The sequence below is a fragment of the Neobacillus sp. NRS-1170 genome, assembly GCF_050468025.1.
Genome location: NZ_JBITPF010000016.1, coordinates 1 through 15,669 on the forward strand (window position 1 = coordinate 1; position 15,669 = coordinate 15,669).

General features: G+C 41.5%; 16 protein-coding genes and 1 other annotated feature. Of the genes, 4 read left to right on the forward strand and 12 right to left on the reverse strand.

Features of this window, described 5'->3' with window-relative positions:
* Positions 1-350: 350 nt before the first annotated feature.
* The 5 genes from ACIFOT_RS07470 to argS form a co-directional block, all read right to left on the reverse strand.
* Positions 351-2,174 carry an APC family permease gene (locus tag ACIFOT_RS07470; protein ID WP_430063594.1) on the reverse strand — a complete coding sequence of 608 codons (1,824 nt, stop codon included), beginning with the start codon at positions 2,172-2,174 and terminating at the stop codon, positions 351-353.
* Positions 2,175-2,351: 177 nt separating this feature from the next.
* Positions 2,352-2,843 carry a methylated-DNA--[protein]-cysteine S-methyltransferase gene (locus ACIFOT_RS07475; RefSeq protein ID WP_430063596.1) on the reverse strand — a complete coding sequence of 164 codons (492 nt, stop codon included), beginning with the start codon at positions 2,841-2,843 and terminating at the stop codon, positions 2,352-2,354.
* Between the two features lie 27 nt (positions 2,844-2,870).
* Positions 2,871-4,055, reverse strand: a complete 1,185-nt coding sequence (locus ACIFOT_RS07480) for an MFS transporter (protein ID WP_430063598.1) — start codon at positions 4,053-4,055, stop codon at positions 2,871-2,873.
* 82 nt (positions 4,056-4,137) lie between these two features.
* Positions 4,138-4,605 carry a DinB family protein gene (locus tag ACIFOT_RS07485; protein WP_430063599.1) on the reverse strand — a complete coding sequence of 156 codons (468 nt, stop codon included), beginning with the start codon at positions 4,603-4,605 and terminating at the stop codon, positions 4,138-4,140.
* A gap of 70 nt (positions 4,606-4,675) precedes the next feature.
* Positions 4,676-6,370 carry an arginine--tRNA ligase gene (argS, locus tag ACIFOT_RS07490; protein ID WP_430063600.1) on the reverse strand — a complete coding sequence of 565 codons (1,695 nt, stop codon included), beginning with the start codon at positions 6,368-6,370 and terminating at the stop codon, positions 4,676-4,678.
* A 51-nt stretch (positions 6,371-6,421) separates the two neighbouring features.
* Positions 6,422-6,636 (reverse strand) — a binding site (T-box leader).
* 105 nt (positions 6,637-6,741) lie between these two features.
* Here argS and ACIFOT_RS07495 point away from each other — a divergent pair.
* Together ACIFOT_RS07495 and ACIFOT_RS07500 are read left to right on the forward strand one after the other, a co-directional pair.
* Positions 6,742-6,993 carry a small, acid-soluble spore protein, alpha/beta type gene (locus tag ACIFOT_RS07495; protein ID WP_430063602.1) on the forward strand — a complete coding sequence of 84 codons (252 nt, stop codon included), beginning with the start codon at positions 6,742-6,744 and terminating at the stop codon, positions 6,991-6,993.
* A 132-nt stretch (positions 6,994-7,125) separates the two neighbouring features.
* Complete coding sequence (locus ACIFOT_RS07500; protein ID WP_430063604.1) at positions 7,126-7,392, forward strand: hypothetical protein; 267 nt, start codon at positions 7,126-7,128, stop codon at positions 7,390-7,392.
* A gap of 45 nt (positions 7,393-7,437) precedes the next feature.
* Here the strand turns inward: ACIFOT_RS07500 and ACIFOT_RS07505 are convergent, their stop codons facing one another.
* A complete protein-coding gene (locus ACIFOT_RS07505; protein ID WP_430063606.1) occupies positions 7,438-8,007 on the reverse strand; it encodes a TetR/AcrR family transcriptional regulator in 570 nt (189 codons plus the stop codon).
* 220 nt (positions 8,008-8,227) lie between these two features.
* Between ACIFOT_RS07505 and ACIFOT_RS07510 the strand changes: the two genes are divergently transcribed.
* A complete protein-coding gene (locus ACIFOT_RS07510; RefSeq protein WP_430063608.1) occupies positions 8,228-8,827 on the forward strand; it encodes an undecaprenyl-diphosphatase in 600 nt (199 codons plus the stop codon).
* A 57-nt stretch (positions 8,828-8,884) separates the two neighbouring features.
* Here the strand turns inward: ACIFOT_RS07510 and ACIFOT_RS07515 are convergent, their stop codons facing one another.
* The 3 genes from ACIFOT_RS07515 to ACIFOT_RS07525 are packed head-to-tail and all read right to left on the reverse strand — an operon-like array spanning position 8,885 to position 11,450.
* Complete coding sequence (locus tag ACIFOT_RS07515; protein WP_430063610.1) at positions 8,885-9,667, reverse strand: ABC transporter permease; 783 nt, start codon at positions 9,665-9,667, stop codon at positions 8,885-8,887.
* 5 nt (positions 9,668-9,672) lie between these two features.
* Complete coding sequence (locus tag ACIFOT_RS07520) at positions 9,673-10,476, reverse strand: ABC transporter permease (protein ID WP_430063612.1); 804 nt, start codon at positions 10,474-10,476, stop codon at positions 9,673-9,675.
* Positions 10,473-11,450, reverse strand: a complete 978-nt coding sequence (locus ACIFOT_RS07525) for an ABC transporter ATP-binding protein (protein WP_430063614.1) — start codon at positions 11,448-11,450, stop codon at positions 10,473-10,475. Before ACIFOT_RS07525 ends, ACIFOT_RS07520 begins: the two co-directional genes overlap by 4 nt.
* Positions 11,451-11,608: 158 nt before the next feature.
* Between ACIFOT_RS07525 and ACIFOT_RS07530 the strand changes: the two genes are divergently transcribed.
* Positions 11,609-12,514 (forward strand): nuclease-related domain-containing protein, encoded by a 906-nt coding sequence (locus tag ACIFOT_RS07530; RefSeq protein WP_430063616.1) that lies wholly within the window; start codon positions 11,609-11,611, stop codon positions 12,512-12,514.
* Positions 12,515-12,957: 443 nt separating this feature from the next.
* Here the strand turns inward: ACIFOT_RS07530 and ACIFOT_RS07535 are convergent, their stop codons facing one another.
* Genes ACIFOT_RS07535 through ACIFOT_RS07545 form a run of 3 tightly spaced genes read right to left on the reverse strand, consistent with a single transcriptional unit; the run spans position 12,958 to position 15,606 of the window.
* The gene (locus tag ACIFOT_RS07535) at positions 12,958-14,697 is read right to left on the reverse strand and encodes an ABC transporter permease (protein ID WP_430063656.1); all 1,740 of its coding nucleotides are present in this window, start codon (positions 14,695-14,697) and stop codon (positions 12,958-12,960) included.
* Positions 14,589-14,861: a hypothetical protein gene (locus ACIFOT_RS07540; RefSeq protein ID WP_430063618.1), complete on the reverse strand. Its 273-nt coding sequence runs from the start codon at positions 14,859-14,861 to the stop codon at positions 14,589-14,591. The genes ACIFOT_RS07535 and ACIFOT_RS07540 overlap by 109 nt, the downstream gene beginning before the upstream one ends.
* The gene (locus ACIFOT_RS07545) at positions 14,836-15,606 is read right to left on the reverse strand and encodes an ABC transporter ATP-binding protein (RefSeq protein ID WP_430063620.1); all 771 of its coding nucleotides are present in this window, start codon (positions 15,604-15,606) and stop codon (positions 14,836-14,838) included. The genes ACIFOT_RS07540 and ACIFOT_RS07545 overlap by 26 nt, the downstream gene beginning before the upstream one ends.
* Between the last annotated feature and the right edge of the window lie 63 nt (positions 15,607-15,669).

The window sequence follows — 15,669 nt, forward strand, 5'->3', positions numbered from 1 at the left end:
CAAAAGCGGAAGCGCCTTGTTCAGGCGCTGCAGCTAGACGATTCTCAAAGTTTGTGTGCGTTTTCTCTCGGACCAGACTGACCTCTAAAAAGCCACGGAACCCTAGAAAACTTTTTTATATTTAATTAATAAAACCATTCTATCACAAAAAGCCCCAAGCGGCATTGCCATTTTTTACTTTTTGGCTATGTTATAGAGCATTGTTGATTGGAGCGGAAGGCGCGAAGACTCCTGCGGGAGTACGGGGCAGGGGAGACCCCGGAGGCGCCAAAGCGCCGAGGAGGCTCCCCGGCACGCCCGCGGAAAGCGAAGCGCCTGGAGCGTAAATCAACAACTGAGTCTAACAGAGCCTACTTTTTAAAATGAAACGGCAATGTCGAGACAATAACTTTCTTTTTAAAAATCAGATACGCCCGAATTAAAAAGCTGGATTGATTGTGCAGGATATTATGCCAGCTTTTCTTCGTAATAAATTGCGGAATCAACACGGTAACCCGGTAATTGTTCTCGCTTGCTTTATGTTCGACAGTATCAATAAATTTTGAAAGTGGCTGAAGAACACTGCGGTAATGGGAATGCAAAGTGACGAGCCGGACATCAGGCTGCCATTTCTCCCATTTTTCCTCAAAGCGTTTTTCATCCTCACGGTCAAACGATACATATACCGCAAAAATTTGATCCGTCAATGACTTGGCATAATTAATCGAGTTTTCTACTACCTTGGTGATTCCTGCAACCGGAACAATAATCACATTTCCGTCGATTTGAAGTGCTGGCTTTTCTGGATCAATTCTTAATTGTTCGCCAACTGCTTCATAATGCACTTTAACTCTCAGGAATGCAATCACAATTAAAGGCAGGAAAATAAACACAAACCATACTTGGCCTAATTTTGTGACAAAGAAGATAATTAAAACCGTTAAGGTAATAAGGGCACCTATTAAATTGGCAGTAAGCTTTGCTACCCATCCAGCCGGCTTTTCTCGAAGCCACTTAATAATCATCCCTGTTTGAGACAAGGTAAACGGAATAAATACCCCAACTGCATAAAGAGGGATTAAGTGCTCTGTCTTCCCTTTAAATGCAATAATAAGCAGGATTGAGGCGATACCTAAGGAAACAATCCCGTTCGAATAGCCAAGCCGGTCGCCCCTGATGGTAAACATCCTTGGCATATATTTATCCTTTGCAAGAGCAAAGGCCAACAATGGAAACGCAGAATAGCCGGTATTGGCGGCCAGCACCAGAATAAGGGCGGTCGTTCCTTGGACAAAGAAGTAAAGATAATTTCGTCCAAAGGTTTCTTTGGCAATTTGTGATACAACCGTTTCCTCTGCCTTTGGAGCAATTCCGTAATAATAAGCGAGGAAAGTAATCCCCGTAAATAAAAGAGCAAGGAGTGACCCCATTAAAATGAGCGTTTTAGCTGCATTCTTTGGGGCAGGGTCTTTAAAAGTGGGTATCGCATTCGAAATCGCCTCAACCCCCGTTAATGCCGAGCACCCGGAAGCAAACGCGCGCAGGAGCAAAAATAACGTTATTCCCTGAACAGGAGCCCCAATGGCTACATGATGTGTCGGCGATACTTCGCCAGTGAAGATCTTAAAAATCCCAACTCCTATCAAAATAAACAGAGCAACAACAAATAAATAAACCGGATAGGCCAGTATCGAAGCTGACTCTGTAAGCCCGCGGAGATTCAAAATCGTAATAAATATAACTAACACACAGGCAATAGATACAGTGTGAGTATGTAAAGATGGAAAAGCAGAGGTGATGGCATCAGTACCCGCCGATACGCTAACAGCCACAGTCAATATGTAATCAACTAATAGTGACCCTCCGGCGATTAATCCAGCTTTCTCACCGATATTCTCCTTTGAAACAACATAGGCGCCACCGCCGTGCGGATAAGAATAAATGATTTGCCGATAAGATAAAATTAAAGCTGCTAAGAGAACCAATATCCCTACTGCAATGGGAATCGAATACCAAAAAGCAATCACACTTATCGTTGCCAGTACAATAAGGATTTGTTCCGTCCCGTATGCAACAGAGGATAAAGCATCCGAAGACAAGATTGCCAACGCCTTTAAAATATTTAATTTTTGTTCGCCTAAAGCCGTTGATTTTAGCGGCCGTCCGATTAATAATCTCTTAACAGAAGAGAGCAAGTGTTTCACCCACCGTTTTTGAAGTAGAATTACCGATTGATTTTATCACAAGATATGGGATTATTTGAAGTGTTTTATTTTTGACAAACATTCTTATCGTTATTCTTTACGAAACTCCTTCGTTTATGAGGCAAAAAAATGGAGATAAGAGAACTCGGTTCTATCCAAAATAGCTGCTTATTTCGCAGCATCGACCTCAGCGTCCAGGAGCATTTTTTGAATCGGTGTATGGCTTCCGGCATATCCAACCAAATTACCACTTTTCCCAATCACACGGTGGCAAGGAATAATAATGGGAATTTGATTATTCCGATTTGCCTGTCCGACCGCTCTTACTGCTTTTGGATTGCCAATCATTTCAGCCACATCCGCATAGCTTCTCACTTCACCGTAAGGAATTGTTTGAAGTGCACTCCAAACCTTCTTCCGAAAATCGGTTCCTTCTGCCGAAAGCGGCAAATCAAACTCTTTTCGCTTGCCGCTGAAGTATTCATCTAATTGACGAATGGCTTCCCCGCAAAGCTCCATATCTTCTTGAATTTCTGGATGTCCTGCTAAAAACTTTTCCCAGTCTTCTTCAAATAGCTCGACTCGTTTTATACCTGTTTCATCTGCGATAACTCTTATTTTTCCAAAAGGGGCCTGATAAGCGGCAAACCCAATTCTCATAAAAACCTCTCCTAATCTTGAAACAATTTATCCTTGCTGGGCAAGACTCCGACGCTCTTTATAAATAAAAAAGAAATAAAGCAGCATCGAAATAAAAACCGATAGCGCCGCGGCTTTGTAAATACTGCTATATCCAAGCAGGTGCCCGATTTGTCCGAATACAATCGCCCCGAAACCGATGCCTAAGTCAAAAAAAGAAAAGAAGGTGGCATTGGCCATTCCCCGGCGATTAAGAGGAGCTTTTTCAATCGACCATGCCTGCAGGGCTGGCTGCACCGTTCCAAAGCCAAGGCCATACAGAATGGCTGCTATATATAAGACAAGACTATTTGGCAGCCAGGCGAGCAGCACCATTGCCAGCATGATTAATAATGTGCCCGGAATATAGACTGCTTGATGACCTTTCCGATCATACAGCTTTCCTGAGAAGGTTCGCGTGACCATTAAGGCAGCTGCATAAAGCAAAAAGTACCATTGTAGTCCTTCAATATGTTTGTCAGCTGTGTATAACGGAAGGAAAGTAGCAATCCCGCCAAATGTTACAGTTAGAAAGAACAATAGCATGGAAGGCTTTAATGCACTTTTTTCATAAAGACTCTGTTTTGCTGGTGCCTGGACTCGTTCCACCTTTTTATAGCGGATTTTTGAGGACAGCAGCAAAGCCACCAGACCTAAACCCGCGCAAATAAGGAATAATTGCTTAAAAGAGATGATGCTAGTCAGTGCAAGCCCCAGCGATGGACCAAAAGCCAAGGCTAAATTCCCCGAGAGTCCATAATAGCCCATTCCCTCGCCCCTTCTGGAAGCAGGAATTAAATCGGTCGCGATCGTTCCGGATGCTGTAGTGGAAAATCCCCAGCCCACTCCTTGTACTACCCGCATCATAAATAAGAAGGTAATGCTCGTCATGAACCCAAAGGTGCCCACTGAAATAACAAAAATGGCTAATCCACTTAAGAATATAAAGCCTCTTCCCCGTGTCTCCAGCGTTTTTCCAGCATAGGGGCGCAGGAGCAAGGCTGAGAAGGTAAAGATGCCCACAACAATCCCAATTAATTGATCGTTCCCCCCTAATTTCTCAACGAATAAGGGGATGGTCGGAAGGGTCATTTGAAATCCAATAAAAACAAAAAAATTCGCCAATACAATCAGAACAAAATCCCTTGTCCATATCCTTTCCTTTGGTCTTGCTTTCATCTGTTGGTTAGCCATACACTTAAAGATACTTCCTCTCCTGAAAATGAAAAATCGTTTCTACCAATTTGGGCAGAAACGAACTTTCATTTATCATTTGTTATTTTGCCTGAGCTGATTCAATCACGCGTTTCATCGCTTGAATTTGCCCTAAATGAGCCGCCTCGTGGAAGATTCCTAAATGTGCGACTTCCCCGAAGGTTTCTAACCCGAGAAACGGTGTTTTCAGCTTTTCATTAAAACTCTCAGCAGGAATTTCTTTCATTCTTTGGATTTGCTCTTTTAACTGCACTAATAATTCCTTTACGGATGGAACATCACCATTCCAATCAGCCGGTTTTGTGCCAGTTGCAAACAGTTCCATATAATTTGCCGGTAAGTTGGTTGATTTTTTTGGAAAGCCAAATAAGAATTGTTCCGCCACCGTTAACACATGGCCCACATGCCAGTGGATTGTGTTGTTAAAGCCTGCCGGCTGCACATCGACAATGGACTCATCAAGAGCATCAACATTTTTTAAAAAGGAGTTCCTTGCGAATTCAAAGCTTTTAAAAAGTAATTCACTCACCTATTTAGCCCCCCTAACGTTTTCATCACTATTTTATACCATAATCAACCAATTTTGAAGTAAAATGATTTTACATTTCCTCAGGTGCTTGAACGCCTAATAATCTCAATCCTTCTTTAAGAACAACTGTTACCGAATAAACAAGTGCTAAACGTGCTTCTTGCTCTTCGCTTTCTTCCAGCACCTTTACCTCCGCATAGTATTTGTTGAAGGCTTGTGCCAAATCTACCACATATTTGGCTACCTGCGAAGGATCGAAGTTCTCCCCTGCACGTTTAATGGCATTAGAGAATTCCATTAACAGGCTGATAACCTTCCATTCTTTTTCCCATGAAGTATTGTAGGCATGGTCAATGGCAATCGCCTCCCACTTTCCTTTTCGTAAGATCGAACAGGCACGGGCATAGGTGTACTGGACGTATGGTCCTGTTTCCCCTTCAAAGCGCAGCATTTCCTCCAACGAAAATTCAATATCGTTCATACGGTTATTTTTTAAATCATGGAAAATAACGGCCCCGACACCCACCTGTTTCGCTACTTCATCCTTGTTAGGAAGATTTGGATTTTTCTCCTCGATATTATGTCGGGCCATTGCAATCGATTCATTTAACACTTCTTCTAGTAAAACAACCTTGCCTTTACGGGTGGACATTTTCTTGCCGTCCTTCAGCATCATGCCAAACGGCACATGGACCATTTTTTCCGCCCAGTCATAGCCCATTTTCTTTAACACAGCGATTAACTGTTTAAAGTGCAGGCTTTGCTCATGTCCCACCACGTAAAGAGACTTGGCAAATTGATAATTCTCTTTACGGTAGATAGCTGCAGCTAAATCACGGGTCGCATAAAGCGTAGCGCCGTCAGATTTTTTAATCAGGCAAGGCGGCAGCTCTTCTTCTAAGAGTTCAACGACCTGTGCCTGGTCGGATTCCACCAGTAATTGCTTCTCCTCAAGCAATTGGACAACCCGGTCCATTTTATCATTATAAAAAGCTTCTCCTGCGTAGGAATCAAAATCAACGTTCATTAACTGATAAATTTTTGAAAACTCTTTTAATGACTCATCGCGGAACCATTGCCATAGTGTTAATGCTTCTTCATTGCCATCTTCTAGCTTTTTAAACCAGGCGCGTCCGTCGTCTTCAAGCGATGAGTTGGATTCAGCTTCCTCATGGAACTTGATATAAAGCGCCAAAAGTTCTTTGATCGGGTTATGTTTGACTTTCTTTTCGTCTCCCCATAGCTTATAGGCAGTAATCAATTTACCAAACTGTGTTCCCCAGTCACCGAGATGGTTAATCTTAATCGGCTTATAGCCGCATTTTTCTACAATGTGAGCGAGGGCATTCCCTATAACCGTGGAACGGAGATGACCCATTGAAAATGGCTTGGCGATATTAGGAGACGACATGTCAATCGTGACATTAATTTCTTCGTTAATGTTTTGTGCACCGAATTGGTCCTTTTCGTTAATGATTTTATTGACGACTTTTTCTGAAACAAGTTTTTTGTTTAAAAATACATTCAGATAAGCACCGACCACTTCTACTTTTTCAAAGATCGGTGATTGGATCTTTTCACTGAGTTCTTGTGCGATCACATTTGGTGATTTACGTTTTAATTTTGCGAGGCTAAAAGCTGGAAAAGCCAAATCGCCGTGCACTTGGTTTTTCGGTTTTTCAATCAGCAGTTCAAGGTCTTGGAGCGCTATTGCCCCCTCCAGCACCTCAAAAAGTATTTCAGCCAGTTCCTTCTTAAAATTCATCGTTTTTGACCTCCTTTTTTCTACAAACACAAAAAACTCCCGCCTCTTATAAAAAGAGACGAGAGTTTGAATATCCCGCGGTACCACTCTAATTGTTCGTTCAGAACCAGCTTATCCTTTGTAACGGAGAATCCTCCGGCGTGCCCTACACAGTTTCAGGCAAGCATCTCAAAAGTGCGCTTCATTATCTGCTCCGTATCAGGCTCCCACCGTCCCTGACTCGCTATCACTTCCTAGATAACTACTCTCTTTTTCATAGAATTTATCCAAAATTAATTATCAGTTATTATACTGGATAAATTAGGATTTATCCATAGGCCGCTGATTATTTTTTTCACTATGGAAATCATAAGAGATAAGGAGGGATTTATATGGCCAGAAGAAATAAAATTCTTGTTCCAGAAGCTAGAAGAGGATTGGATGAGTTAAAAGCGAAGGTCGCACATGCCAGCAGTCCTGAGAATGCAAAATTTGAAGCCGCCGAAGAGGTTGGCGTCCCGCTCCAAAAGGGCTATAACGGCCAGCTCACCTCCGAGCAGGCTGGAAAAGTCGGAGGCAGGCTCGGCGGCAGCATGGTTCGCGAACTCGTGAAAATGGCACAGCAGAATTTAGCAAAAAAATAAGCAGATACGAGGCCATTTCACTGGCCTCATTTTATTGCAATAGAAAGTTCCGAAAAAGTTTGACGATTTTGTGACAAAAAGTTTGACAATTCTGTGACAATTGGTAGAATATTCAGTAAAGGGGAGTGGATCGTGATGCAAATCAAACATTTAAAAAGCTTATTTACCTTCAAAAAGATTGCCATCTATGGCAGCGGATTAGGAATTATTCTTATATTGCTCGGACAATTTGGAAGCGGTTTCAACTCATTTTTCTTTACTGCGCTTGGATTTGGCATCCTATTAGGCGCAGTGGTGAATTACCTTTTCGGAACGTTTATAAGTTTAATGGAAGAATATACGATTAAAAGTAAAGAGGAACCACAATTTGCAGTGTCCACACGGAATTTTTATAATTAAAAAAAAGACTTGTTGCACAAGTCTTTTTTTTGTTTTGTCAATTTTTCACGATAGTCCTTTTAAAAAAAACACCTTCATCACATCGGCGATTTGTTCTGAGCTTAGCGGTTCATGGTTCCTTTCCCAGTCTGATACAAGCGCGATATACATTTTTAAAAGCAGAAAGCTTGTGATTTCGGTGTCAGCTTCCGGAATCGCGCCCTTCGTTATCGCAGCATCAATTTTCCCTTTGAGATAAGCGATTATTTCATTTTCGACATGCTGGAGCTTTTCCGCAACAGCTAATGTGCCCATTTCCTTCTCTTCTTGAACAAGCTTAATCATCAGCTGGTGCTGGGAACGGAATTCCAAGAGTCGATAGAGCGCCAGGTGGACATTTTCCGTAAACGGCAAATCCGGTTGAATTACAAACTCCGCCTCCGCAATCATCTCCTTCACTAATGAAGAAATAATCTCTTCAAACAACTCTTCTTTATTTTTAAAAAACGTATAAATGGTTCCTTTCCCAACATTCGCAAGCTTTGCGACTTGGTCCATGGTCGTGGCTTTATAACCGAACAACGAAAAAGATTTCGTTGCTGCTTCGACAATCATTTTTCTCCGATCAAGTGCCATTTTTGAACCTCCACCTTTTTGACTATTTTAGTTTTCCGGTCAACAAGATAATTCCACTATAACATAGCTCGTTTTGGGATTCAAATGGAAACAAAAAAACATGCCCCATCGCCATGTTTACAAGACTTACAAGTTTGTAAGTAAGTGTAATCTTAATCCATGGCTGCAGGACATCGGCTCTTTATACAATAAATGCATCAAGAATAAAGGAGGATTGGTTATGTCATTTTCTAAAATAAATATTGATGTCTTTCGATCGATCAATGATTTGGGCTCTCAGTTTTCTGCCTTAAACCCTGTGGTGATTTTTGTGGCAGAATATATGTTTTATTTTTTATGTTTAACCATTGTCCTATTTTGGTTTTCAAGATCGACCAAAAATCGAAAGATGGTAGTCCAATCACTTATTGCCTGTACACTTGCTGGAATCATGGGAAAAGCTGCAGGCCAGTTTTATTCGCATCACCAGCCCTTTGCTGCCCTGCCGCATGTCAATAAGTTAGTGGAACATACTGTTGATAATTCATTCCCCAGTGACCATACTATCTTATTTTTTTCCATTTTTATCTCATTTTGGATTGTTCGCAAAAAAGGCTGGTGGTTATGGCTTGTCATCCCATTCTGTGTTGGTGTATCCCGTATCTGGGTTGGCGTTCATTACCCTGTCGATGTGGCTGCTGGCACCCTTTTAGGAATAATATCTGCACTATTGGTACACCGGGTCATGCCTAGGCTTTACATCATAGACCGATTTCTAGTTTTTTATGAGGATATCGAAAAGCGCGTTTTACCTATTAAGGATAAGTCCAAAAGTCTTTAAACCCACGGTTATGGTTTTGCCTGTGGGTTTTTCTTTTTATTTCTTTCCCCCTTGAAATTACGATCCTGTTGAACGATAGTGTCTTACACCAATTTGCCAGACGAGCAAGCATGGAAGGAAAAACAAGCTTCCCAGCACTGGTGTGAGTATATACAGAAGGTCATCGCCGTTATTTTTTCCAAGCGTGTAGAGTAACGGCAAATAGTTGACGGTTCCAAATGGAATCACAAAGGTAAAAAAGCGGGTCACCCATTTTTGGTAGATGTTTAATGGGTATTGGGCCATTTCCCGTCCGCCATCAGTAAATATATTCGCCACTTCAAGGCCCTGCACGGTCCAAAAACACATGGTAGCTGCCAGCATATAGATTCCGGTAAAAATAAATACACCGCTTGCGACCATTAGCACAAGGGTAATAGCTTTAATTGGTGTCCAATCAATTGAAAGATTGTGCAAGGCCCAGATTAACACAAGGGCGCTTTGAAGCAGCCGCCCTGCTTTCGTAAACTCAAATTTTGACCCGAGCACTTGGATAAACGTACTTCTCGGCCGTACTAGAATCCGGTCAAAATCCCCTCTGACGACAAGGCTTGAAAACATATCATACCCTCGGGCAAAGCACTCACTCAAACTGAAGGACATATGAATGACAGCGAAGCAAAGCGCCACCTCAAAAAACTGCCAGCCTTTTATTTGCCCGAACCGTTCAAACAAGAAGTAAAGCCCTGCAAACACGGCAAAAGGAATAAAAAACTGTCCGACCGTGAGAAGCCAAAAGGATGTGCGGTATTGCATCTGTGATTTAAAGAGAATTTGAAGGTACTTGAAATATAATTTCATATTGGTCAACCTCCTTGGACGACGACTTTTCGTAAAACACGATTCATGCTGATTCTCCCCAGCCAAACAAGAACTAGTAAATACACTAGTTGAATAAAAATGCCGATGAGGGCTTCTGTATGTGGAATATGCCCTGAGTAAACCCTGAACGGAAAATCAGCCGTCCAGCGGAACGGAAGCACATTAGCTATATTCTGCAGCCACGATGGCATTAATGGAACCGGAATAATTAAACCTGCAAAAAATTCACCGAGGATACCAAAGATCAACAGCGACCCCATAGGGGACATGGTTATAAATACGGATATGTACAGAAACATGGAGATGGCTACCAGAAGCAGTAACCCTAGCATTAGGGCGCTTAAGAATAATAGAAAAGCAGATAAACTTGGTGGAAAATTCATGTTGTAGGGCTTTGGCAAAAAGAACGAAACGATTAAGATCGGGAAACAACGCAGTATGGCGCTGGATAACCGCTGCGCCAACAGTTTGGCAAACCAAAATCCATATAGCTCACATGGACGGCAAAGCTCGTAAGCGATATTGCCGTTCGTGATTAAATCAAACAGCTCACTATCGCGAAACCACACGGTAACGAAAACCAGAAATGCCTGCTGCAGCCATATGTAGGTGATGAGTTCTTTTAAGGAAATCGGTTGAGTCGCAGCGGCGCTTTCGTAAAATGCTTGAAATACCATAATGGTAATGAATCCCCAGAAAAATTGGGTGGCCACACCGGCGAGTGCAGCCGCCCGGTACTGCATGCCATTAAGGAGACGAAGCTTCAACACGGATACATATACGTTCATATTTGATACTCCTTATAAAGCTGCACGATGATATCTTCAATAGGCTGTGTTTCGATTGTGACATCTAGAAGGTCCACTTGGGCGGTTAATTGGGTAATTATATCCGATGTCTTAAAGTTGGCTGTGTCTACACTTAATACAGCGCGCTCTGGTGACCACGAAAGGACTGATGCTCCAGGTATTTGAATCGGATTTGCCCTTTGTTTATATTCCGCTGTGATAGTTTTTTTGGTGCCAAACCTCTTTCTTAATTTCTCTAATTGGCCGTCGTACAAAAGGGTCCCTTTTCCGATTAGAATAACCCTTTCTGCAAGTGCCTCAATGTCATTCATATCGTGGGTGGTGAGGATCACGGTTACTCCTTTTTCTTGATTAATTGTTTTTATGAATTGGCGGACGGCAATTTTCGAAACAGCATCCAGCCCTATGGTCGGTTCGTCTAAAAATAGGATGTTTGGATTGTGAATGAGGGAAGAGGCAATTTCACAGCGCATCCGCTGCCCAAGGCTTAATTGACGGACGGGTGAATGAATGATTTCTTGCAGTTTAAGCGTTTCGATCAGCAGGTCTGTGGTAGTTTTATATTCTTGATGCGGAACTTTATAAATATCTTTAAGGAGTTCAAAAGAGTCTATTACCGGGACGTCCCACCACAGCTGTGATCGCTGACCGAAGACGACGCCAATATTTTTTACATACTTGGTTCTATCTTTCCAAGGAGTGTACCCCATTATCGTACAGTTCCCAGTATCAGGCACCAATATCCCGCTCATGATTTTGATGGTTGTTGATTTGCCTGCCCCATTTGGACCGATGTAGCCGACGATTTCACCTGGGTTTATGGTGAATGAGACGTCTTTAAGTGCCTCGACAACGGTGTGTTCCCGACGGAAAAGGGCTTTTGCCGCCTGCCTGAGTCCCGTTTGGCGCTTAGCGATTTTATAAGACTTGCTTATACCTTTTAATTGGATCACCTTTAGATTCGCCTCCTTGTATTTTTGTCACGGAGGAAAATAATAACATTTGATTCTTGTTTGTGTCAAGAATTTTCTAAATTGTTATAAAACATTCATGTTTTTGGACAATCTGTGCTGTTACTTTTTTATAAAATGTTTGTGAAAGGATGTGGCATATGGTTAAAAAACCGCTTACGAAAACAGCTGAATTAATTATTCTTGGCATTTTAAACACGAGAATGGACTTACCTAAGGATGCTAGGCAAAAATATTTAAGCCTTGAAAAAGGTTATGAAGGCGAGGTGAAATTTAATTCATTGTCGGAAAAGCTTGGGTGCGAATGTTTGATTTTAAACGGGCTGCTGTTTAAGGTCAAAGATACCAAGTTCCAAATTGATTCAATGATTATTTCGCAGCCAAAGATTTTCATGAACGAAGTGAAAAATTTTGAGGGTGAATATTACTATGAAAACGAAAAGTTTTATTCTATTAATGGCTCTGAACGAAAGGATCCACTGATCCAGCTGAAACGATGTTCATCCCTACTCCGCCAACTACTCCAAGATCTTGGTGTGTATATGCCGATTGAGCCATGGGTGGTGCATATCAATCCTGAGTTTACCTTATACCAAGCCCCTCGATACGAGTCCATTATTTTACCAACAAAGATTAATAGCTATATGAGAAAATTGGATATGACTCCATCTATATTAAATGGCAAACATGAGAAGCTGGCTGACAAATTAATTTCTCTACATATTGAAGAACCTCCCTATCCAAGGCTGCCGCCTTATCATTATAATCAGATGCGAAAGGGTGTTACTTGTGCATTGTGCAATTCCTTTTCGATTTTTGTTCGTGGTCATAAGTGTGTGTGTGGTGATTGTGGTCACGAAGAGCTGGTTGAAGCTGCGGTATTGAGGTGTGTGGAGGAGTTGAGGCTTCTTTTTCCGGAGATGAAAATAACCACTAGCGCAGTTTTAGATTGGTGCCAAGTTTTTGAGTCAAGGAAGCGAATAAGCAGGATTCTTGGAAAAAACTTTAAAATTATTGGGGATCATCGGTGGGTAATATATGAATAAAAAGGCATTATGGTAATGTATGGGAACTTTATTCAGGGCCTTTGCATGTTTTGTCCCATAGAGCTCTCCTATGGGATACTTCACTTGAATTTCTTTTCTGTTTTGTCCCATAGAGCTCTCCTATGAGACATTTCACTTGGATTTCTTTTCTGTTTTGTCCCATAGAGCTCTCCTATGAGACATTTCACTTGAATTTCGTTTCTGTTTTGTCCCATAGAGCTCTCCTATGGGACATTTCACTTGAATTTCTTTTCTGTTTTGTCCCATAGAGCTCTCCATGAGACATTTCACTTGGATTTCGTTTCTGTTTTGTCCCATAGTGCTTCTCAATTAAAATTTTTCTCTCCTCTTTTAACAAAAGCCACTTTTAATCTTTACTGGATAATAAACTTTGATTAAATGAATACAAAAACACCGTTCAGGATATCTGAACGGTGTTTTTGCTATACCAAGGTTTTCTTTAAATTTCGTAAATAACGGAAACGAATTAAAAAGAAATAAATGAATTGTGCGATTAAGAAACTTGCTAGGACGATGACAATTTCTTTTGCAATCGATAAGGAAAAAAGGCTTTGCAGGGCCATGAAGGCAAAGACACTATGCATGAATGCTATTAAAATAGGAACAAAGAAAAGCAGTGAGAGCTGACGAGTTACAATTTTGTTCAGCTCCTGATCTGTTAAGCCAACCTTCGTAATCGTTAAATAATGGCGTCTGTCGTAATCTAAATCCGCATACAAGCGGAAATATAAGAAGCTTCCTGCCGCAATAAAGAAGACAGCCCCAATAAGTAACGCAACGAACAGCATCATCTTGTACATACTCATTTGATTTTCATAAATAGTCCCGCTGACTGTCATCGAGTAAGGGCCTTTATCAGAATAAAACTTCATGCCATGCTCGACGAGATTCTCACCAATGCCGGATGTTTTCTTAAGGTCACTAGTGTAAAAGCCAGTATATATTTTAGTCTTTTCCGGAGTTACTTTTTCAAAAAGTTCATCACTAATAACAAGCCCCTCAGAAAAAATTAACTGCATTGGAAGGACAACATATTTGGACATCTTGCTTTGACGAAGCTTCATATAATCTTGTTTTAATGTATATGTCACTTCTTCCGGGTTACTAAAGGATCCTGTCCGCATTCCTAGTACTTCTTTTCCTGTAAGCGGCTTTTCTGTAACAACATTTCCAGCCGAAGTCATTATTTTCTTATACTCCGAGAAGGAAACAACTGGTATTTCCTTTGGTGTAAATCGATCGGTAGACGACGCAACCGCGATATATTTTATCGGAACTTGATGGGATGTATATTCTAGCTTTCTTTCCTTTAGCTCCGTCTCAATTTGCACTAAATTCTGCTGGTGAACGGGTTGGTCATCATTAGCTAGATAACTGATTTCTGCCGGATAGTCCTGTTTCACTTGCCTATTCATCACATTCATAGAAGCAAGTGTCCCAACGGCACAAAAAGCTACGGTTGACACGATGGTCACCATAAAAAACATCCTGGCATTATCTTTCAAGCGATACCGAAGAGAGGAAATCGTGATCATATTTGTTTTTCTCCAAAACAGTCCGCGGTTTTTCTGTAGTAATTTTGTAATGAACACGGATAGCTGGGTGTAAAAGAAATACGTTCCGACAATGGTCATTCCAATTACGGGAAACATCCGGATAATCAATGTCTGCAGGGTAGTAGTGGCAGCCAAATAATAACTGGCAATAAGCAATACTGCAGAGAGCAATGATAAGAACGGTGATACCTTTGGCTCTGTTTTAGGCTTCTCTCCCGCTTGGAATAAATCGATTAATTTGTTTACTCTCACAAGTGCCGTTGTGAATAACGAAATACAGAAGAAGAGAATGATAAAGGCACAAGTTGTCAGCAACAATGCTTTTTCAGAAAAATAGAATCGCAGCGGACCGATGCCAATCATCTTCGCCCCAATCATTAAAAATAGTTTTCCAGTGATTAACCCCAGACCAATTCCAACCACAATGGCACCAATACCAATCAGCATATTTTCTAAAAACACCATTAGGTTCAATTGGTTCCTTGTCATTCCATGCATCATGAGAATACCGAATTCCCGTTTCCGTGATTTGAGAAACGTGCTGACAGAATAGAGAACAAATAGGAAGGAAAAACATACATAATCACTTCCGCAGCTGTCATTAATTGAATAGCTGCAGTTTTCGTCACACCCTGTTTAATATCCGGATGGAAGATGAATAGCGCGTATACAAAGAAAATCAATACGGAAAAGGCGCTGCTTAAAAAATAAGCGGCATAGGTGCGTTTATTACGGACGACATTTCTATAAACGAACTGCGGAAAGGTCACGGCTTTCCCCTCCTAACAATGCAAGCATATCCATGATTTTTTGGAAAAAGGCTTGGCGGTTCTCACCGCGGTAGATTTCGTTATAGAGCTTTCCGTCCTTAATAAAAATGACACGGTGGCAATAGCTGGCAGCAAACGGATCGTGCGTTACCATTAAAGCTGTTGCTTTTTCCTCTTTATTAATAGCAGTAAATGTCTCCATGACATCCTTAGAGGCTTTTGAATCCAGGTTCCCAGTTGGTTCATCGGCCAGAATGAGGGATGGGCTGTGAATGATGGAGCGCGCAATTGCAGTTCGCTGCATTTGCCCGCCGGAGATTTCATAGGTTCTCTTTTTTAAAATGGAATCAATTCCTAGTTTCTTCGTCACATATTGCAGTTTTTTATCCATCTCTCTTACGCTTTCGCCATCAAGGGTTAGAGGCAGGACAATGTTTTCCTCCACCGTTAACGTATCCAGCAGGTTAAAATGCTGAAAAACAAAACCAAGCTCATGTCGTCTGAATAGCGCGGTTTCTTTTCGATTCAGCACATGCGGATTTTTCCCGTTGATAAATATTTCACCCGCTGTCGGCCGGTCAATCGTTGCAATTAAGTTTAAGAGAGTCGTTTTCCCGCTCCCTGAAGGGCCCATAATCCCAACAAATTCCCCTTTTTCAATCGAAAAATTGATATTATCTAAAGCCTTATGGGCAACTTTCCCCTCATATATCTTTTCTAAATGTCTCACTTCCAAGATGGACATGATCTCACTCCCTGTTTCATTGATAACCCTATTGTAGCGAGAAACCCGCCCCTCTCCCATTTC